Consider the following 19413-nt stretch of genomic DNA (forward strand, 5'->3'; position numbering starts at 1 on the left):
GAGCGGTGGGGACGTCCGGGCCGCGACGTGTGGCCCAGACCACACGCTACCGCCGGGTCCCGACAGTGCCCAGGGCCGGGTCGGCCACCGCGAGCTCGAACCACACCGTCTTGCCCTCGCGCTCGGCGGCGAACCCGTCCGGCGCCGCGTGGTCCGGCGACCCGTCGGCCGACGTGCCGGCCACCCCGTCGTGCAGCTCGACGCCCCACCGGGCCGAGCACCGCTCGAGGAACAGCACGCCGCGCCCGCCCGGCTCGTGCGGCTCCGGCAAGCGCAGGTGCGGCGGCGTCGTCGACCCGTCGCGCACCCCGACCCGGATGGTCCGGTGCCCCACCTCCACCTCGGCGTCCACGGGCCCGCTCGCGTGCTGGACCGCGTTGCTCAGCAGCTCGCTCGTGAGCAGCATCGCGACCCGCCGGACCGCGGGGGACACGTCGCAGCTCTCCAGCACGTCGTCCACCCAGCGCCGGGCCGGTCCGATCGCCGCCGACGTGTGGGCGACCGACCGCCGTGCGCTCGCGGGTCGACCCGGCCGGGGCTGGTGCGGCACGGTGTGGCGCGCGCGCAGGGCCAGCACGGCGACGTCGTCGCGCTGCCCGCCGCCGATCAGGCCGCGCACGAGCGCGTCCGGGAGCGCGTTCGTCGCCGTGCCGACGTGGGCGGCGAGCGCCGCCCGCAGCGTCGCGAGCCGTTCCCCGTAGGACGTGCCACGGCGCTCGACCAGCCCGTCCGTGTACAGCAGGAGCGTGTCGCCCGGGTACAGGTGGGCGCGGTGGTCGTGGCGCCGGACGCCGGGCATGACGCCGAGCATGAGGTCCGCCTCCGTGTCGAGCGTCTCCACCATGCCGTCCGCGCGCAGCACGAGCGGCGCGGGGTGACCGGCGTTGGCCCACGTGACGTCGAACCCGTCGTAGCGACGGTCGAGCCGCGCGACGAGCGCGGTCGCGCTCGCGTGCAGCGCCAGGCCGCGGTTCGCGCGGTCCAGCAGGCGCAGGAGGACGGCGGGCGGCTCGTCCTGGCACCACGCGAACGTGCGCAGCATCGACCGGAGCTGCCCCATCTGCGCGGCCGCGCCCATGTCGTGGCCCGTGACGTCGCCGATCATCACCACGAACGCGTCCTCGTCGAGCACGACCGTGTCGTACCAGTCGCCGCCCACCTGGTCGGTGCGCCGTGCCGAGGCGTAGGTCGCGGCGAGCTCGGCGCTGCGCACGTCGGGCAGCTCGGACAGCATCGCCGCCTGGAGGGTCGCCGCGACCCGGTGCCGCTCGTCGAGCACCCGTACCCGGTCCAGCGCGTGCGCGACGTACGACGCGATCGTCGTCTGGATCTTGCGGGCGTCGTCGTCGAAGTCGTTCGGCCTCTCCCACGCGAGCGCCACCACGCCGAGCACGGCGGCGCCGGAGCTCACCGGCAGGAAGGACCGGGCCTCGACGCCGTCGTCGGCGATGAGCCCGGCGGCCGCCGGGAACACCTCGGCGTAGGCGGCGTGGTCGCGGAAGAACAGCGGCGTGTCCTCACGCACGGCGGCCGCGGCACCACGCTCCTCCTCGAGGCGGATCCGGCGGAACGCCGCCGGCAGGCCCGGCTCCAGGTGGTCGAGGGTCGTGTAGGTCAGGCGGGTGCCGCCCGGGTCGAGGAGCGCCAGCCCGGCGTAGCGCGCACCGATCGCGCGCACCACGGCCGCGAGCTGCTCGGCGACGTCCTCCACGGACTGCGCCGCGGCGAAGGCCTCGGAGAGGCCGAGCAGCAGGCCTGCACGCCGGGTGGCGGTCCGTGCGACCCGCTCGAGCGCGATGGCGCGGTCGTGGGCGAGGCGCAGCCCGAGCTCCGCCGTGCAGGCGGCGGCCAGGTCCTCGAGCGTCGCGAGCTCGGCCTCGACCCACGCGTGCGGCTGCCCGTCCACCGCGGCCAGCGCGCCGACGGCGCGGCCCTCCGGGTCGCGGATGGGGAACCCGGCGTAGGCCACGATGTCCAGCTCGTCGATCCCGCCGTTGTCCGCCAGGCGCGGGACCTCCCGGGCGTCGGTCACCACCAGCGGCTGACCGTCCTCCACCACGTACCGGCAGAAGGAGAGCGCGAGGGGCGTGCTGCGCTGCGCCTGGTACGGCTGGGGGAGGCCGGCCGCGCCGGGCAGGAGCTGCCGGTCGTCGAGGACCAGCGTGACGAGCGCCGCGGAGACGCCCAGCTGGCGCTGCACGAGCCGCGCGAAGCGGTCGAACGACTCGTCGGCCGACGGCGTGGTGAGGCCCGCGTCGACGAGCTCGCGGAGTGCCTGCGCCTCGGTCATGGACCATTATTTGCAGGCTCGACCGTCCCACCGCATCCCCATGCCGGGAACCGGACACGGGGGCGGGTGAAATGTCAGGATGGTCGGGTCGTGAGCCTCCGATCAGGGCGAACGCCCCTCAGGTGCCACCGCGGGACCGCAGGTCGGCGATCGCGTGCTCCGCGCCGTCCGCGTCGAGGTACGTCCCGCCGCGCACGAGAGGGACGAGCCGTGCGCCGTCGAGCAGGAACCTGCGCACCAGCGGGTGTCCCGTGGGCACGTCGAGGTCGCGGACCTCCTCGGGCGCGAGGCCGTCCACGAGGACGGACAGGGCGCGCAGCGAGTTGCCGTGCCCGACGACGAGCAGCGTCTCGCCGCGCACGAGCGCGACGCGGGTCTCGTCCCAGAACGGTCGCAGCCGGTCGACGACGTCGGCGAGCGACTCGGTGTCGGGACGCAGCTGCGCGCGGGCGTCGTCGGGCAGGGCGGACAGGACGGCGTCGACGGCCGCACGGGCCGGGGCGTCGGTCCCGAGCGGCGGCGGGCGGTGCGCGTAGGAGCGGCGGTACCGCCAGAACGCCTCCTCGCCGTGGTCGCGGCGCACGGTCTCGCGCGGGGTGTCCGTGAACGCACCGTAGTGGCGCTCGACGAGCCGCCACGCGATCTCGACGGGCGGGGGGCCGGGCAGCGCCGCGGCGACGATCTCGGCCGTCCGCGACGCCCGCACCAGCGGCGACGTCAGCACGCTCCGCGGCGCGAGCTCGGGGTGCCGGGCCACTGCGTGCGCGAGCAGGTCGCCGGCGCGTCGCGCCTCGTCGACACCGCGCTCCGAGAGCGGGACGTCGAGCAGCCCCGTGAAGCGGTCCTCGGCGTTGTACGTGGACTGCCCGTGCCGGAGCAGGACGAGGATGCCGGGTCCGCTCGCGGCGCCGCGCGCGGCCGGGACTGCGCGGTCGGCGTCGTCGTCGGGCACGCGCTCAGCGTAGCCGCGGGACGGGGCGCGAGCCTCTCAGACCTCCAGCAGCCCCCGCTGGTGCGCGAGGGACACCGCCTCCGCGCGGCCCGAGGCGCCGAGCTTGGCGAGGACGTTGGACACGTGGACGCTGACCGTCTTCGCGGAGATGTACAGGCGCTCGCCGATCTGCCGGTTCGACAGGCCCTGCGCGACCAGGAGCAGCACCTCCTCCTCCCGCTCGGTGAGGACCGCCGTCGTCGGGCGGCGCAGCCCGGGGAGGTCGAGCCGTGCACGGCGGGCGAGCGCGCGCACGGCCTCGACGAGCGGTACCGCCCCCATCTCCTCGGCCTCCTCGAGCGCCTGCGCGGCCTCGACCTCCGCGGCGGTGCGGTCACCGGCCGCGCACAGCGCCTCGGCCCAGCGGAACCGTGAGCGTGCCGTCTCGTACCGGTAGCCGTAGTCGAACGCGCGCGTGGTGCGCTCCCACAGGGCGGGGTCGTTCTCGCCGGTCAGCCGCGAGTGCTCGGCGGCGGCGCGCTCGAGCCAGGCGATGCCCTCCGGTCCGAGCCGGCCGCCCCGGGGCCGTCCGCGCTCCGCGGTGGTGCGCGCGGCGTCGAGCAGCACGTGCCCGCGCTCGACGAGATCGGCGAGCGCGGGCGAGCCGGCGGCGCCCTGCAGGCGCGCACCGTCCGCCGCGTCGGCCAGAGCCGCCAGCGCGAGGGAGGAGATCCAGATGCGTCCCAGGAAGTAGTCGCTCCAGGTGCGCCCGAGGTGCTCGACGAGCTCGACGGCGAGGTCGACGGCCTCCTCGTACCGGCCGGCCCAGGTGAGGGCGTCGATGGAGCAGCCGCCGGAGATCAGCGCGATCTGCCCGTCCCGGAACCAGTCGCGGCGCAGGGCGGTGCCGCGCTCCACGGCGTCCGCGTCGCCGCGCGCGACGGCGGCGTAGAGCTGCACGCACGACAGCGTGGGCGCCGAGCCCTCCGGGACCGTCTCGCCCGACGCGGGCGTGGGCGTCAGGTCGCCGAGCACGTACCGCACGAGGTCGACGAACAGGCGCAGCTCGACGCCGTAGATGCTCCAGCCCAGCCCGGTGGCGCGGGCGCGGTCGAGACCGTCGTGCGTGATGCGCAGCGCCTCGTCGAGCCGGCCGGCGTAGTAGCGGTTCGACCCGAGGTTGAACCAGCACCGCAGCTCGGTGAGGATGTCGCCCGCGTCGACGGCGCGCTCGCGGGCCTGGGCGAGGAGCGTGGCGGCCCGGTCGTCGTCCTCGATCTCGAGGACCGCCATGGTCGTCAGCACGTCGGCCTCGACGTCGGGCGCGTCGACGCGGTGCGCCTCGGCGAGCGCCTGCGCCGCGACCTCCTCCGCGAGCTCGTCCTGGTCGGCGTTGAGCGCGGCGCGCGCCCGCATCGCGAGCGTCCAGGCGCGGTCGAGCGACGGCGGGTCGGTGGGCAGGATGGCCAGCGCGGCCTCCGTGTGCGCGAGCACCTCCTCGACGCGTTCGGTGCCGAGCAGGTACCGGGACAGCACGTGGCGCAGCGAGGCCTGGCGCAGCGGGTCGTCCGCGGTGGCGTCGACGACCCTGCGGGCCAGCGCGACGGCGCGGTCCGGGTTGCCGGCGCGGCTCGCGGCCCCCGCGGCGGCAAGGGCGACGTCGACGCGGTCCTCGCCGAGCAGCCCCGCGGCGTCCGGCACGGCCTCCCACAGCGAGAGGACCTGCTCGAGGTGGCGCAGCTCCTCCGCGGGCGCCAGCACGCGCGCGGCCTTGCGTGCGGCGGCGCGGGACGCGGTGAGGGCGGCGGGCAGGTCGTGCGCGGCGAGCGCGTGGTGGGCACGCAGCGCGGGCGAGCCGAGGGTGCGGTCGCGCTCGAGCGCGCCGAGGTAGGTGCGGTGCACGGTCACGCGCTCCCCGGGCAGCAGGTCGGACGCGACCGCCTCGGCGAGCAGCGCGTGCCGGAACACGACGGTGTCGCGGCCGCCGGCCGCCGGGTCCCCCTCGATCCCGAGGACGTGGTGGGCGATGGCCTCGCGCAGCGCCCGGTCGAACGCGCCCGGGTCGTCGTCGAACGCCGCGTCCTCCGCGAGGACGGCGCGCAGCAGCGGCTCGGAGACCTGGCGGCCGGAGACGGACGCGGCGCGCACGAGGTGCTGGACGGCGGGGTCGAGGGTCTCCAGACGGGCGCGCAGGACGTCCGCGAGCGACCAGGGCAGCTCGCCGTCCGGCCCCGCCTCGACGAGCTCCTCGGCGAAGTACGCGTTGCCCTCGGAGCGCGTGCGGACCGACTCGAACGCCGCCTCCGCGAGCCGCCCGCCCGCGACCGCCGTCGTGAAGTCGCGCAGCTCCGCGGCGGTGAACGGCTGCAGGTCGACGTGCTCGACGCGCGGGTGCCGGCGGAGCTCGGCCAGGACGGGGCGCAGGGGGTGGCGCCGGTGCAGGTCGTCCGTACGGTAGCTCGCGACGACGAGCACGTGCTCGGTGCGCAGGCGGGCGACGACGAAGCGCAGCACGTCACGGCTCGACGGGTCCGCCCAGTGCAGGTCCTCGACGACGAGCACGAGGGGCGCGTCCGCCGAGCCGGAGGCGGCGAGCGCCGCCGCGATCGACTCGAACAGCTGGAGGCGCTCGCCCTGGCTCTGCTCGTCGTCCGCGGGGAGCGTCGCGTCGAGCAGGCGTGCGAGGGCCGGGCGGGCGGCGACCGTCGCGTCCACGGCCTCGTGCGCGGCGCGCAGCGTCGTGAGCGCCTCGGTGAAGGGCAGGTACGGCAGGCCGACCTCGCCCAGGTCGACGCAGTGGCTCCAGACGACCGCCGCGCCCTGGCCGGCGGCTGCCTCGGCCGCCCGGGTCAGCAGGCGCGTCTTGCCCACGCCGGCGTCGGCGCCGACGAGGACGACGCCGGGCTCGCCCCGTCGGGCGCGGTCCAGGGCGGCGGCGAGCTGGTCGAGCTCGGCACCGCGGGCCACGAACGGCGTGCGCGCGGAAGGTCGGGGCACGGACGACATCCTCCCAGCGCGCACCGACACCGGACCAGGGGCGGGTGCGAGGACGACGACGCCGCCGGCGGTGGACGATCCACCGCCGGCGGCGTGAGGGTGCGGGGGCTGGGTCCGTCCCGGGTCGGTGCCGGCCGGTCGGTCGGTGCCGACCGACGTGCCGGTCACCGGGCCGTGCCGTGCGACCGGTGCCGACGGCTGCGCAGCCAGTGCAGCAGCACCGGCTCGTCGCGCTGGTAGTCCTCGCGCAGCCGCTGCTGGCGGTAGGAGAGCTCGGCCTCGAAGGCCGGGCCGAACTGCATGCTCATGGTGGTCCCCTGTTCCGCAGGCTCCGTGCCTGCCTGACGGCCACGATCGTCCTGAGCCCACCGGGCGGGGATCGGTCGACCGGGCAGGATCTCGGGCGAGGGGTCCTCAGACGGGGCGCGCCCTCGCCGTCCGAGGTGTCTGAGGTACCTCAGACGCGCGCCCCGGGCGCCCCGGAGCGGCCGGTCGAGCCGCCTCGCGACGTCGTGCGCGACCAATCTGTGGTCCAGGTCACGTTCCCGTTGCCAACGGCGGGGCCCCGGCGCAGACTGTGAGTGACCGGACCCGCCGTGTGGGGCGACCTGGGGGTGACCTCGTGACCGACACCTACGACATGCTGCCGATGCTGGGCCGTGGCAAGCACCGCAACCCGAAGAAGGGTGCGTGCTTCATGGAGCTCGCGTCGTATCTCGCGGGGGAGCGCTGGAGCGACCATCCCCGGTGCACCCACCCGCTGCTCGCCATGCTGGCCCGCGCGGTGAACGACCTGACGGTGGACCCGGAGCGACCGAAGCTCGCGCCGCTCATCCCGTCCGTCATCGGGCTGACGAGCGACGACCCGCACTGGGACGTGCGCATCGCGCTCCGGGCGGCGCAGACCGCGCTGCCGATCTCGCCGGCGGAGCGTCAGCAGACGCTCGCGGTCGCGATCATCGGCGCGGAGCGCATGCTCGACGTCCTCGACGAGCGACCGGCCGGCACGCTGAGCGCCGAGTCGGCGGACGCGCTCGCCACCTGCCCGCGCACGGCGCGCTGGGCGCAGCGGTTCTGCGAGGGCGCCCGGCTGCGCCCCAGCAGGTTCGTGCGCGACGCCGCGCCCAGCATCATCTCCGCGGCCGTCCAGGGCATCGCGGAGGCGTGCGTGGCCAACCCGGACGAGCGGCTGCGGGACGTGCTCACGGCGACCATCGACGACTGCCGTGCCTGGTCCGACGCCGCGCCGGCACCGGAGCTCGAGCCCGAGGTCTGGACGGCTGTCGTGAGAGCCGCGGGCGCGGGCGCCAGATGACGGCCGACCGGGCTCCGAACGTCAACGGCGACGGGCTCGACGACCCCGCCCTCGCGGCGGCGCTGCAGTCGGCCGTGCGTCCCCACGTCCGCCCGAGCGGGAACGTCTGCGCGGAGTGCGACGCCGCGGGCGGCTGGTGGGTGCACCTGCGCCGGTGCGCGTCGTGCGGGCACGTCGGGTGCTGCGACACCTCGCCCGAGCAGCACGCGACACGGCACTACGAGGCGACGGGCCACCGGCTCGTCCGGTCGTTCGAGCCGGGCGAGGACTGGTTCTGGGACTACGAGACGGAACAGGTGCTCGAGGGCCCGCACCTCGCGGCGCCGCTCTCCCGACCGCCCGAGCAGGAGTCGCCGGGGCCTGTCGACCGCATGCCGTCGAACTGGCGCGAGCTCATCCACGCCTGACCCGGCGACCGGTGCTCTCGCGGTGCCCGGCGGCGCCGCGCGAGTTCACCCGCCGCCCACCTGGACGGTCGTCCAGGTGCCACCTACGCTTGAGGCACACGGTGAGCCCCTGCATCGCCGTCGGCGCCCTCGTCCACCCCCCTGCGGACGAGGGCGCCTCTTCATGTCCCCGGCGGCTCGTCCCCGTCCTGCGCGCCGCGCACCACCTCGCCGTCCGGCCCGAGCGGCGGGACGAGGAGGAGCTCCTCGGCCTCGGGGTCCACCCAGCGCTGGTGGCCCGGCCCGGTGCGCAGGGTCTCGAACCGCACCGCGACGCGACCGTCGTCGCCCACGCGCACCACCCAGCCGCGGCCGTGGGCCGCGGTCTCCACGTCGAGCCCGGGTGCGACGTCGCGCGCCGACGCACGCCGCGGCCCGGTGCCGACCGGCGCGTCGGGGACCGGCTCGGCCGTCACCACCGCGCTCTCGGTGCGCGAGGCCTCCTCGTCGAGCGGCAGCATGAGCTGGGAGTGCTCGGACAGGCCGTGGAACGACGTGCCGAGGAGCCGCACGGGCTCGGTGACGTCGGCGAGCACGAGCGCCCGGTGGGCCGCGTCCCGCAGCGCGCCCTCGTCCGACGTCGGTCGCGCCAGCGTCACCGAGCGCGTCAGGGTCGTGAACGACGCGAGGCGCACCTTCACCACCACGGTCCGTGCGGCGGTCCCGTGGCTCTCGAGCCGGGCGAGCGCGGAGTCGACCACCCGGTCGAGTGCCCGGGCGATCGCGGCCCGCCCGTGCAGGTCCGTGTCGAACGTGTGCTCGGCGCCCGCGGACTTGCGCTCGCGCACCGTGGTCACCGGGCGGTCGTCCCAGCCGCGAGCGATCCGGAAGAGGTTCGTGCCACCGGCCTCGCCCGCGACCATGAGCAGGGTGTCGAGCGGCTGGCGGCGCAGGTCGGCGACCGTGCGCACCCCCAGCTCGTCGAGGCGCGCGGCGGACACCGGCCCCACGCCCCACAGCGCCCGCACGGGCATCGCGAGGAGGAAGTCGTCCTCGTCGTCCGGCGCCACCACGCGCACGCCGCCGGGTTTGGCGTCCTCCGACGCGAGCTTCGCGACGAGCTTCGACCGGCCCATGCCGAGCGAGACGGGCAGGCCGCTCAGCTCGCGTGCCCGCTCCCGGACGCCGCGCGCGAGGGCCTCCAGGTCGGTGCCGGGAACCGCGGCGGCGTCGAGGTCGGCGAACGCCTCGTCGATGCTCACCTGCTCGACGAGGTCCGTGACCTCGTGCAGCGCGGCCATGATGCGCGCGGAGTACGCGGCGTACGCCGCGAACCGCGGCACGAGCACCGCGGTGGACGGCGGGCACAGCCGTCGCGCGAGCTCCATGGGCATTGCCGAGCGCGCGCCGTGGGCGCGCGCCTCGTAGGACGCCGTCGCGACGACGCCCCGCGGGCCGACGCCCCCGACGAGCACGGGACGGCCCCGCAGGGACGGGCGCTGGTGCTGCTCGACGCTCGCGAAGAACGCGTCGGCGTCGAGGTGCGCGACCGTCGCCCGGGCGCGCAGCACCGGGGCGCGCGGCACGCGGTCGAGGCTCACCGCACCACTGTGCCCCGCGGGGCCGACACGCGCGGGCCGGGCGCCGGCTACACGTCGACGTCGAGCAGCGACCCGATGGCGTACGTGACGCCCATCGCGATCGCGCCGCCGAGGACCGTGCGGACGGTCGCCCGTCGCGTGGGGGCGCTCCCCAGCCGCGCCGAGCCCCAACCGGTGAGGACGAGGGCGAGCACGACGGCGACGAACGTCAGGGGGATGCGCAGTCCCGCGGGGGCGAGGAGGACCGCGGCCATCGGCAGCAGCCCGCCGACGGTGAACGACACGACGGAGGCGACGGCCGCCTCCCACGGGCTCGTCAGCGCGTCGGGGTCGAGGTGCAGCTCGGCGTCGGCGTGCGCGGCGAGCGCGTCGCGGCGCGTGAGCTGGACCGCGACCTCGCGCGCGAGCTCGGGCGTGAGCCCCTTCGCCGCGTAGATGTCGGTCAGCTCGTCGAGCTCGGCCTCGGGCATCTCCGCGAGCTCGCGCCGCTCGGTCGCGAGCAGCGCCCGCTCGGTGTCGCGCTGCGTGCTCACGGACACGTACTCGCCCGCGGCCATGGACAGGGCCCCGGCGAGCAGCGCCGCGCCGCCCGCCGTGGCGACGACGGGGATCGACGTGCTCGTCGCGGCGACGCCCACGACGACGCCGGCCGTCGAGACGATCCCGTCGTTCGCGCCGAGCACCCCGGCGCGCAGCCGGTTGAGGCGTGACCCGGTGCCGTTCGCCGGGTGCGGCTCGCCGGGGTGGGGAACCGGGTGCGTGGCGTCGCTCATGCGCACACGGTAGGGCGCCGCCAAGCGCGCCGCGTGGAAGTCGGAGCGATCAGGTGTTGTGCATCTGTGGTGGAAGATGTTTGATTCTGGGGAGCGGTGCTCGCGTCCCGGCCGACGACGACCGGGACATCGGACCACGGCGGTCCCCGGCGTGCCGCTCGCACAGTGATCACTCGACGAGGAGGACCACGCAATGCATCGCATGACAGCGATATCACCGCGACGGGGGCGGCGGCAGAGACTGCTGGCAGCCGCCCTCGCCGCCGCGCTCACCGTCCCGCTCGCCGCCGTCTCGGCGACGACGGCCGGCGCGCTCCCGCAGGCCCCGGCGGACGAGCCCGCCGCCGCCGAGCCGGAGCTCCAGCACGGGCTCAAGGGGGAGTACTTCCTGTCCGGCGGGCCGTCCTGGCCGCTGGAGGACCTGCGCGCCACCATCCCGGACGAGCGGATCGAGTTCCCGAACCTCGTGCCGATGTTCCAAGAGCTCACGGGGCGCGGCGAGCGCACCGCGGCGCGCTGGACGGGGACCATCACGCCCGAGTTCAGCGAGGCGTACACGTTCTCCGCGATCGGCGACAACGGCTTCCGCCTGTGGATCGACGACCAGCTCGTCATCGACCACTGGGTCGACGACTGGGACGTCGAGCAGACGTCCGCCCCCGTCCAGCTCGAGGCCGGGCAGGCGTACGAGTTCCGCATGGAGCTGTTCCAGAACACGGGCGGCTCGAACCTCCGGTTGCGGTGGCAGAGCCCGTCGCAGGACCGTGAGATCGTGCCGACCGACGCCTTCGCCTACCCCGACGACTTCGTCGTCTTCCCCGCCGCGGCCGCGCTCGAGAGCGACGGCACGAGCCTCAACGTGACGTTCGCGGACACCGTCGGCGGGGTCGACGAGACCCTCGCCGAGCACCTCAAGGTCCAGGTCGACGCGCTCTCGTGGCCCGTCGCGGAGGTGGCCGCGAAGGGCGACGTCCTCGGCGTGACGATCGGCGCACCGGTCGACCGCGCGTCGTCGGTCCGCCTCACGTACGACGGCGAGGGCGACCTCACCGTCGGCGGCGAGCCCGTCGGATCGCTGAACCTCCCGGTCGAGAACGGCTCGGAGTACCGCCTCGCCACGCCGTGGGCGGACGACTTCGACCCCGAGAACCCGCTGCCCGAGTACCCGCGCCCGCAGATGACGCGCGACGCGTGGCAGAACCTCAACGGGGTCTGGCAGTTCGAGGCCGCTCCCGAGGACGCGGGCGACGACTGGGTCCCGGCCTCCGGCGAGGAGCTCGCCGAGGAGATCGTGGTCCCCTACGCCGTGGAGTCCGCGCTGTCGGGCATCGAGCGCCGCGAGGACGACATGGTGTACCGCCGCACGATCTCGGTCCCCGAGGACTGGTCGGTGGGCGGCGACGGCACGAACCGGCTGCGCCTGAACTTCGGTGCCGTCGACTACGAGGCGACCGTCTACCTCAACGGCACCGAGGTGGGCTCGCACCGCGGCGGCTACGACGCGTTCTCGCTCGACGTGACCGACGCGCTCGTCGCGGGCACCGAGCAGGAGCTCGTGGTGCGCGTCGTCGACACGACCGACGGCAGCAACCAGGCCGTCGGCAAGCAGACGCTCAACCCGGGCGGCATCTTCTACACCCCGACGTCGGGCATCTGGCAGACGGTGTGGATGGAGCCCGTGCCGGCCGCCGCGATCGACGCCGTCGTCAGCACGCCCGACATCGAGGCCGGCATCCTCGCCGTCACCGCGCAGTCCGCGAGCGCGTCGGACGGCGCGACCGTGACCGCGGTGGTCCGCGACGCCGACGGCGCCGAGGTCGGTACCGCGACGGGCGCGGCGAACGAGCAGCTCGTCGTCGAGATCCCGGACGCGCTCCTGTGGTCGCCGGACGACCCGTACCTGTACGACGTCGACGTGACCCTCACCGACGGGGACACCACGGACACCGTCCAGTCCTACGCGGGCATGCGCTCGATCGAGGTCGACGAGGTGAACGGCGTCAACCGCATCCTCCTCAACGGCGAGCTCACCTACCTCATGTCGACGCTCGACCAGGGCTACTGGCCGGACGGCATCTACACGCCCGCCTCGGACGAGGCGTACGTGTTCGACATCCAGGCGCACAAGGACCTCGGGTTCAACACGCTGCGCAAGCACATCAAGGTCGAGCCGGCGCGGTTCTACTACCACACCGACCGTCTCGGCGTGATGGTGTGGCAGGACATCCCGAGCGGCTGGTTCGCGAACGGCGACACCGATCCCGAGTCCCGCGACTTCTGGGAGTCCGAGATGAAGGAGATCATCGACGAGCACCGGTCCGTGCCGTCGATCGTCGGCTGGGTGACCTTCAACGAGGGCTGGGGCGAGTGGGACCTCGCCGAGACCACGCGCATCGGCAACGAGATCGACGCGTACGACCCGAGCCGCATCCTCAACACGCACTCGGGCTACAACTGCTGCGCGTCGAAGGGCGACTCGGGGACCGGCGACATCATCGACCACCACATGTACACCGGGCCGGCGACGCCGCAGCCGGACGCCACGCGCGCGTCGATCGACGGCGAGCACGGCGGCTTCTCGCTCAGCGTGCCGGGCCACATGTGGCCGGGCGTGTCGGCGAACCCGTACGGCGGCGTCGCGGACTCCGAGGCGCTCACCGACGCGTACGTGCAGAACACCGAGAAGCTCGTGCGCCCCGCGCAGTGCTACCTCTCGGGCTCGGTGTACACGGAGATCTCCGACGTCGAGAACGAGCTCAACGGCTTCTACACGTACGACCGCAAGGTCCTGAAGATGGACGCGGCGCGCGTGAAGGACGTCAACGAGCGCGTCATCGCCGCGGCCCGCCAGGGCGTCGAGCCGGCCGACCCGGGCACGCCCGGGCTCACCGGCGTCGGGCGCTGGTCGTTCGACGAGGGCGAGGGCGGCACCGCCGCGGACTCGGTGGGCGACCACCCGGCGTCGGGCACGGGCGCCTGGGTGGCCGGCCACGGCGACGCGGGCTCGGCGATCCGCCTGAACGGTGAGGACCAGGCGTTCGAGACCGAGGGACCGGTGCTCGACACGACCGGCTCGTACACGGTCTCGGCGTGGGTGCAGCTCGACCGCATCCCGGGCAACTGGTCGACGATCGTCGGGCAGGACTCGGCCACGGGCTCGAGCGCGTTCTACCTCCAGTACGGCGGCGGCGGCCGGTTCGCCTTCTCGTACGAGGGCGGTCCGCGCGCGGAGCACGTCGTCGAGCCGGTGCTCGGCGACTGGTACCACGTGGTCGGCGTCCGTGACGCGGACGCGCAGACCATCACGCTCTTCCTCAACGGCGAGCAGGTGGGCGAGGCCAGCGTGTGCGGCGGCGTCAGCGCCTCCGGTCCGCTGACGATCGGACGCGGCCAGTGGAGCGGCAACCCGGTCGACTACTGGCCGGGCGTGATCGACGACGTGCGCGTCTTCGACCGTGCGCTGTCGGCCGACGAGGTCGCCGCGGTCCACGCGGGCGACGACGGCGAGGAGCCGGAGCTCGACGTGACGGCGACGGCGCAGGCCCGCTGCCTCGCCGGCACGGCCTACGTCGCGGTCCGGGCGACGAACGACGGCGACGTGGCGCTCGACGTCACGCTCGACACGCCGTTCGGCTCCAAGACCGTGGCCGACGTGCAGCCGGGCGCGAACGCGTACCAGTCGTTCGCGGTCCGGTCCGGGTCGGTCGAGGCCGGCTCGGCGACCGTCACCGCGACGGGCGAGGTCGACGGCGAGACGGTCACCACCGAGGTCGACGCGTCGTACGACGCGCTCACCTGCGGCTGACGGTCGCGTCCCGCGGGGTGGGGCCCTGGTCCGGCCGGTCCGGCCGATCCGACCAGGGCCCCGCCTCGGGGCGCCGCAGGTGCAGCACGCGGGCGACGCCGGGCGAGTCGGGATCGTCGACGATCTTCTCGCCGTCCAGCCAGGACGAGATGACGTGGGCGAGCTCGCCGGGGTGGCTGAAGTTCATGGCGTGCGCCGCGCCCTCGATGACCACGACGTCGACGTGCTCCGGCGTGAGCCGCCCCACCTCGCGCACGCGTGCGGGCGGCGGCATCAGCGGGTCGCGCGTGCCGACGACGGCGAGCGTCGGGACGGGCGTGCGCAGCATCCGCTCGAGCGACGGGAACCGCGTGAGCTCGCTGAACAGGTGCAGCGTCGCGACCGGACCGAAGCGCAGGTAGTCCGGGACGGCGGTGCGGGCCATGGCCGGGCTCTCGCGCACCGCGTCGCGCGCGAGCTGCGCCACCGCCCGCGCGAACGGCTGGTTGTGCACACCGCCCGCCGGGGAGGCGAGCACCAGGGCGGCGACCCGGTCGGGCGCCTGGTGCGCGACCTCGAGGCTCACCGGCCCGCCCATCGAGTTCCCGACGAGCACGACGCGGTCGAGCCCGAGCGCGTCGAGCACCCCGAGGAGCGCGAACGCGAGGTTCGGGATGCCGAGCGCCGCGCCCCACGCCGGGCTGCGCCCGTAGCCGGGCAGGTCGGGCACGTACGTCGTGGCGCGGTGCGCGAGGCGCGCGGCCGTGGGGAGCATGCACGCGCCGGAGATCGCGAAGCCGTGCACGTGCACCATCGGCACGCTGCCGGGTACCTCCGGCCCGGCGCGGACGAACACCGGGTGGCCCGCGACGTCGACCTCGCGCTCGTCCCACGCGACGCCGCCGGCGTCGCGCTCCCGGTGCCGGGACCGGTCAGGACTCCGACGCAGACCCGGCGACATTGACCATCCAGACGACGCCGAACCGGTCGGTCACCATGCCGAACTCGTCGCCCCACGGCGCGGTCTCGATCGGCATGGCGTTCGTGCCGCCGTCGGACAGCGCGGCGAACCAGCCGTGCAGCCGTTCGCTCTCGTCCGGGCCGCCGGACAGGGCGATCGACGGGTTGACGGAGACGGGCATGCCCGGCGGCACGTCGGAGGCCATGACGGCACCGACGCCCGGAACATCGACCTGCGAGTGCATCACCTTGTCCGCCTGGGACGGGTCGTCGACCGGGCCCACGGAGGCGTAGGTGTCGACGTCGGGCTCGGCCCCGAACACGGCGCCGTAGAACTCGATGGCCTCCCGGGCGTTGCCGCCGAAGGTGAGGTACGGGCTGAGCTGCACGGTCATGGTCGGGCTCCCTCGCTCCGGACGGTGCTGACGACGGGTGGACCGCCGTCGTGCCACGGACTCATCGTGCGCGTCGTGCGGCCGGCGGGCAAGAGCGACACGTGCGACCGGCGAGGTCCGGGCGGGGCGGATCGACACCCTGCCTCATCGAGGTCTATCGGGGTGGTGAAGTGAGCAGGCACGGCTCGATCCCGGGTTCGCGCGCGACGAACGCCCGTCACCTGGGCGAGGTGACGGGCGTCCGTCGGGGTGGGTGGTGCTCAGCGCAGCTTGCGCTTGTCAGCGGCGATCGCGAGGGCGTAGGCGAGGGCGAGGATGCCGAGGAGCCAGGCGAGGGCGACCCAGATGTCGGTGCCGACGGGCCGGTCGGCGAACAGGGCGCGGAGGGTGTCGACGATGGCGGTGACGGGTTGATTCTCGGCGAACCACGCGACCGGTCCGGGCATGGTGTCGGTCGGCACGAATGCGGAGCTGATGAACGGCAGGAAGATGAGGGGGTAGGAGAACGCGCTGGCGCCGTCGACGGTCTTGGCGGAGAGCCCGGCGATGACGGCGAGCCACGTCAGGGCGAGCGTGAACAGGATGAGGATGCCCGCGACGGCTGCCCAGGCGCCGAGCGAGGCGCTGGTGCGGAAGCCCATGAGGAGTGCGACGGCGATGACGATCGTCACGGAGACCATGTTCGCCACGAGTGACGTCAGGACGTGTGCCCACAGGATGCTGGAGCGGGCGATGGGCATGGACTGGAAGCGTTCGACGATGCCGCCCTGCATGTCGAGGAAGAGGCGGTAGGCGGTGTAGGCGATGCCGGAGGCGATGGTGATGAGCAGGATGCCGGGCAGCATGTAGTCGATGTAGGACTCGTCGGTGCCGGTGTCGATCGCGCCGCCCAGGACGTAGACGAAGAGCAGCATGAGCGCGATCGGGGTGACCGCGGTCGTGATGATCGTGTCTGGTGAGCGCAGGACGTGGGTCAGCGACCGGCCGGTCAGGACGCGGGTGTCGGCCAGGACGTGGGTGGTCATCGGAGCTCCTCTCCGGCGGGCTGGGAGCCCTCGGCGGTGGTCGGGGTCGTGGGGTCCTCGCCGGTCTCGCCGACGAGGGTGAGGAACACGTCCTCCAGGGACGGCTGCTTCTCGACGTACTCGACCTGGGCGGGCGGCAGGAGCGCCTTGAGCTCGGCCAGGGTGCCGTTCTGGATGACGGTGCCGCGGTGCAGGATCGCGATGCGGTCCGCGAGCTGCTCGGCCTCGTCGAGGTACTGCGTGGTCAGCAGCACGGTCGTGCCGCGGCGGGCGAGGTCCTTGACGGTGTCCCAGACCTCGATGCGCGCCTGCGGGTCCAGACCGGTCGTGGGCTCGTCGAGGAAGATGATCGGCGGGTCGCCGACCAGGCTCATCGCGATGTCCAGGCGGCGGCGCATCCCGCCCGAGTACGTCCCTGCCCGGCGGGTGCCAGCGTCGGTCAGGGAGAACCGGGCCAGCAGGTCGTCCGCCACGGCACCGGGGTTCTTCAGGTGGCGCAGCGTGGCGACCAGGATCAGGTTCTCCCTGCCGGTGAGGACCTCGTCGACCGCGGCGAACTGCCCCGTCAGACTGATCGACTCCCGGACCTGACCGGCCTGCGCGGTGACGTCGAACCCGTGGACCGTGGCTGTGCCCGCGTCGGCCGTGAGCAGCGTCGACAAGATCCGCACCAGCGTGGTCTTGCCCGCCCCGTTCGACCCCAGCAGCGCGAAGATGCTGCCCGCGGCCACGTCCAGGTCCACCCCGCGCAGCACGCGCAGCTCCCCGAACGACTTCTCGATACCCCGCACCCGGACCGCCGGGTCGAGGAGCTGTTCCGTGCTCATGTCTGGTACTCCGTTCCTGGTCGTGCTGCTGTCAAGACTGTGGTGGTGGCCCTGGCCCTCGTCCGGCGCCCCGACCTCTCGGGGCGACGCACGGTTCAGAGGCTGCGTGCCGTGATGTCGCCGTACGAGGTCGTGGCGCGGATCTCGAGCTCGGCGGCGCCGTCGTTCCGCAGGGCGTTGCTGACCCGGCCGAGGCTCGTCCCGGCGTCCAGCGAGGCCGAGACCCCGGCGGCGGCGGCCACCGAGACGTCGCCCATCTGGGTGCTCAGCACGAGCGCGCCGCTCACGGCCTCCTCGACGCGGATGTCACCCTTGGCGGTGCTGATCTCGCCGGCCCCGGCGAGGCGGCCCACCGACACGTCGCCGGCCTGGGTCGCGAGCCGGACGCTCGCGGCCTCGTCGAGCTTGATCGCGCCGTAGGAGTCCGTCGCAACGACGTCGCCGAGGCGGCCGACGCCGCGCAGCTCGCCGCAGCCCGTGACCTCGACGCGAGAACCGGCGGGCAGCTGGACCGTCACCTCGATGCTGCCCGACGGCCCGAACAGCTCGGTGACCGTCGGCGTCGCGACGCGCAGCGCGCCGTCGTGAAGCTCGACCGTGGTGCGCTCGACGGCCTTCGCGTCGCGGCCCGACGAGGGGTTCGACGGCCGGACCTCGACCGTCGTGTCGGTCCGGTCGGCGGCGATGACCTGGATCCGGCCCACCGGGACGTCGACCGAGAGGGAGATGGTGGTGGGGGTGGCGAAGGTGTGCATGGTGATCGGCTCCTGAGCTGGTGTTCCGTGATCTTTCCGACAACGGAAACGCTACGGAGCGTTCAGCACCGTGGCAACGCATATTTTGCGATGAACAGGTGTTAGCGCACGTCAAATCGCAGAAACTGTTGCAACGAGTACGTGCACAACGCAACACCGCCGAGCCTGTGCGTTGCAACGGATGTCGCTGAACGCTACTCTCGACCGGTCGGTGACACGGAGGAGGAGCACCATGCCGGGAGGCAGGCTCACCAAGCAGGAACGCCAGCAGATCGCGCTCGGTCTGGCCGACGACATCCCGTACGCGGAGATCGCCCGCCGGTTGGACCGTCCGACCTCGACGGTCACGCGCGAGGTGCTGCGCAACGGAGGCCCGACCGCCTACCGCCCGGACCTGGCGCAGCACGCCACCGAGCGGCGAGCCCGCCGTCGCAGGCCCACGGAGGTCCCCGGCACGGCGACGGCCACGCGGTCCGACGCGCGCGGGGAAGCCGTCCGCGAGTACCGGGAGACCTTCACCGCGCTGTTCATGCAGCAGGGCCTGCCACGCGTCGCGTCGGGCGTGCTCGCGTGTCTCTACACGGCCGACGCGGGCAGCCTCTCCGCTGCCGAGCTCGTCGAGCTCCTTGAGGTGAGCCCTGCGTCGATCTCCAAGGCGATCCCCGTCCTGGAGAGCCACGGTCTCGTCCTGCGCGAGCGCGGCGAGGGTCGGCGCGAGCGCTACGTCGCCGACGGCGACGTCTGGTTCCAGTCGATGATCGCCGCCGCGCAGAACAACACCCGGATGGCCGAGACCGCGCGGCAGGGCGTCCGTCTGCTCGGCACGGACTCCCCGGCCGGCGCCCGGCTCGAGAACATGGCGCGCTTCCTCGACTTCGTCGGCGAGAGCATCGCACGCGCCGCCGAGCAGGCGCGCGAGCTCCTCACCCCGCCAACCGCTGCCACCGGCGCTGCGCCGGGGGAGGGCGACACCCGCTCCTGAGCCGTGCGCGCCGCGAACGGGATGAGCCCGGCCAGCCGGGCTGTTTCCCTGACGGTCGGGCGCCGGACGGCGAGGTCCAGCGCTGCGGCGCGAGCGACGACGGTATCCCTGGTGATCACCGCGCTGGTGGTCGCGCTCCGGCCAAGGGGGGTGCTCGGCGTGCTGTTGCTCGTCATGGGGATCTGCCCCATTGCTGCTCACCCCGGTGCGCGCTCATCGGCGCGCTTCGCCGCCGGGAGGGCAACGCCGCGAGAAACAACGCCGACCCCCCGCCCTCATAGGCGGGCGGCGATCGAACCCTCGCCTGGGCCGGCATACGCCATACACATCTCGGCCCACTCCTCCGTTGACTTCCAACAAATCTCTCGGGCATCGCAGGAGCGACCGTTTGT

15 protein-coding genes are annotated in these 19413 nt (G+C 74.2%); 4 read left to right on the plus strand and 11 right to left on the minus strand.

Annotated elements, in window-relative coordinates; genetic code table 11:
* Positions 1-46 precede the first annotated feature (46 nt).
* The 4 genes from ACFTZA_RS10135 to ACFTZA_RS10150 all read right to left on the minus strand — a co-directional run bounded on the left by ACFTZA_RS10135 (position 47) and on the right by ACFTZA_RS10150 (position 6526).
* Positions 47-2290 carry a SpoIIE family protein phosphatase gene (locus ACFTZA_RS10135; RefSeq protein ID WP_378193679.1) on the minus strand — a complete coding sequence of 748 codons (2244 nt, stop codon included), beginning with the start codon at positions 2288-2290 and terminating at the stop codon, positions 47-49.
* Positions 2291-2408: 118 nt separating this feature from the next.
* Positions 2409-3242, minus strand: a complete 834-nt coding sequence (locus ACFTZA_RS10140) for a 2,3-bisphosphoglycerate-dependent phosphoglycerate mutase (protein WP_378193682.1) — start codon at positions 3240-3242, stop codon at positions 2409-2411.
* A 36-nt stretch (positions 3243-3278) separates the two neighbouring features.
* The gene (locus ACFTZA_RS10145) at positions 3279-6218 is read right to left on the minus strand and encodes an AAA family ATPase (RefSeq protein WP_378193685.1); all 2940 of its coding nucleotides are present in this window, start codon (positions 6216-6218) and stop codon (positions 3279-3281) included.
* Positions 6219-6382: 164 nt separating this feature from the next.
* Complete coding sequence (locus ACFTZA_RS10150; RefSeq protein ID WP_378193688.1) at positions 6383-6526, minus strand: hypothetical protein; 144 nt, start codon at positions 6524-6526, stop codon at positions 6383-6385.
* A gap of 314 nt (positions 6527-6840) precedes the next feature.
* On the opposite strand from ACFTZA_RS10150, the gene ACFTZA_RS10155 reads away from it, so the two are divergent.
* Both ACFTZA_RS10155 and ACFTZA_RS10160 read left to right on the plus strand, forming a co-directional pair.
* Entirely contained in the window at positions 6841-7533 is a 693-nt protein-coding gene (locus ACFTZA_RS10155; RefSeq protein WP_378193691.1) for a hypothetical protein, read from the plus strand.
* On the plus strand, positions 7530-7940 hold the full coding sequence (locus tag ACFTZA_RS10160; protein WP_378193694.1) for a UBP-type zinc finger domain-containing protein: 411 nt from the start codon (positions 7530-7532) through the stop codon (positions 7938-7940). The genes ACFTZA_RS10155 and ACFTZA_RS10160 overlap by 4 nt, the downstream gene beginning before the upstream one ends.
* Positions 7941-8101: 161 nt before the next feature.
* Here ACFTZA_RS10160 and ACFTZA_RS10165 read toward each other — a convergent pair whose 3' ends face one another.
* Entirely contained in the window at positions 8102-9520 is a 1419-nt protein-coding gene (locus tag ACFTZA_RS10165; protein ID WP_378193697.1) for a DNA polymerase IV, read from the minus strand.
* A gap of 47 nt (positions 9521-9567) precedes the next feature.
* Entirely contained in the window at positions 9568-10293 is a 726-nt protein-coding gene (locus tag ACFTZA_RS10170; RefSeq protein ID WP_378193700.1) for a VIT family protein, read from the minus strand.
* Between the two features lie 193 nt (positions 10294-10486).
* Here ACFTZA_RS10170 and ACFTZA_RS10175 point away from each other — a divergent pair, with 193 nt between their 5' ends.
* Entirely contained in the window at positions 10487-14098 is a 3612-nt protein-coding gene (locus ACFTZA_RS10175) for a LamG-like jellyroll fold domain-containing protein (protein ID WP_378193702.1), read from the plus strand.
* Here the strand turns inward: ACFTZA_RS10175 and ACFTZA_RS10180 are convergent.
* From ACFTZA_RS10180 to ACFTZA_RS10200, 5 genes are all read right to left on the minus strand, one after another.
* Positions 14085-15038: an alpha/beta fold hydrolase gene (locus ACFTZA_RS10180; protein ID WP_378193705.1), complete on the minus strand. Its 954-nt coding sequence runs from the start codon at positions 15036-15038 to the stop codon at positions 14085-14087. The genes ACFTZA_RS10175 and ACFTZA_RS10180 overlap by 14 nt on opposite strands.
* Entirely contained in the window at positions 15010-15432 is a 423-nt protein-coding gene (locus ACFTZA_RS10185) for a VOC family protein (RefSeq protein ID WP_378193708.1), read from the minus strand. The genes ACFTZA_RS10180 and ACFTZA_RS10185 overlap by 29 nt, the downstream gene beginning before the upstream one ends.
* A 260-nt stretch (positions 15433-15692) precedes the next feature.
* A complete protein-coding gene (locus ACFTZA_RS10190; RefSeq protein WP_378193711.1) occupies positions 15693-16457 on the minus strand; it encodes an ABC transporter permease in 765 nt (254 codons plus the stop codon).
* Positions 16454-17284 carry an ABC transporter ATP-binding protein gene (locus ACFTZA_RS10195; RefSeq protein WP_378193714.1) on the minus strand — a complete coding sequence of 277 codons (831 nt, stop codon included), beginning with the start codon at positions 17282-17284 and terminating at the stop codon, positions 16454-16456. The genes ACFTZA_RS10190 and ACFTZA_RS10195 overlap by 4 nt, the downstream gene beginning before the upstream one ends.
* 95 nt (positions 17285-17379) lie before the next feature.
* A complete protein-coding gene (locus ACFTZA_RS10200) occupies positions 17380-18039 on the minus strand; it encodes a DUF4097 family beta strand repeat-containing protein (RefSeq protein ID WP_378193717.1) in 660 nt (219 codons plus the stop codon).
* A gap of 232 nt (positions 18040-18271) precedes the next feature.
* On the opposite strand from ACFTZA_RS10200, the gene ACFTZA_RS10205 reads away from it, so the two are divergent.
* Positions 18272-19021, plus strand: coding sequence for a helix-turn-helix domain-containing protein (locus ACFTZA_RS10205; protein ID WP_378193719.1), 750 nt, complete (start codon positions 18272-18274; stop codon positions 19019-19021).
* Positions 19022-19413 lie beyond the last annotated feature (392 nt).

This window comes from Cellulosimicrobium sp. NPDC057127 (assembly GCF_042670945.1).
Lineage (GTDB): Bacteria > Actinomycetota > Actinomycetes > Actinomycetales > Cellulomonadaceae > Cellulosimicrobium.

What these genes read in the sequence shown, in the direction of transcription:
- ACFTZA_RS10200 (WP_378193717.1), bottom strand. Translation starts at nt 18,039, where the DNA reads ATGCACACCTTCGCCACCCCCACCACCATCTCCCTCTCGGTCGACGTC.
- ACFTZA_RS10160 (WP_378193694.1), top strand. Translation starts at nt 7,530, where the DNA reads ATGACGGCCGACCGGGCTCCGAACGTCAACGGCGACGGGCTCGACGAC.
- ACFTZA_RS10205 (WP_378193719.1), top strand. Translation starts at nt 18,272, where the DNA reads ATGCCGGGAGGCAGGCTCACCAAGCAGGAACGCCAGCAGATCGCGCTC.
- ACFTZA_RS10190 (WP_378193711.1), bottom strand. Translation starts at nt 16,457, where the DNA reads ATGACCACCCACGTCCTGGCCGACACCCGCGTCCTGACCGGCCGGTCG.
- ACFTZA_RS10175 (WP_378193702.1), top strand. Translation starts at nt 10,487, where the DNA reads ATGCATCGCATGACAGCGATATCACCGCGACGGGGGCGGCGGCAGAGA.
- ACFTZA_RS10135 (WP_378193679.1), bottom strand. Translation starts at nt 2,290, where the DNA reads ATGACCGAGGCGCAGGCACTCCGCGAGCTCGTCGACGCGGGCCTCACC.
- ACFTZA_RS10150 (WP_378193688.1), bottom strand. Translation starts at nt 6,526, where the DNA reads ATGAGCATGCAGTTCGGCCCGGCCTTCGAGGCCGAGCTCTCCTACCGC.
- ACFTZA_RS10180 (WP_378193705.1), bottom strand. Translation starts at nt 15,038, where the DNA reads ATGTCGCCGGGTCTGCGTCGGAGTCCTGACCGGTCCCGGCACCGGGAG.
- ACFTZA_RS10195 (WP_378193714.1), bottom strand. Translation starts at nt 17,284, where the DNA reads ATGAGCACGGAACAGCTCCTCGACCCGGCGGTCCGGGTGCGGGGTATC.
- ACFTZA_RS10185 (WP_378193708.1), bottom strand. Translation starts at nt 15,432, where the DNA reads ATGACCGTGCAGCTCAGCCCGTACCTCACCTTCGGCGGCAACGCCCGG.
- ACFTZA_RS10170 (WP_378193700.1), bottom strand. Translation starts at nt 10,293, where the DNA reads ATGAGCGACGCCACGCACCCGGTTCCCCACCCCGGCGAGCCGCACCCG.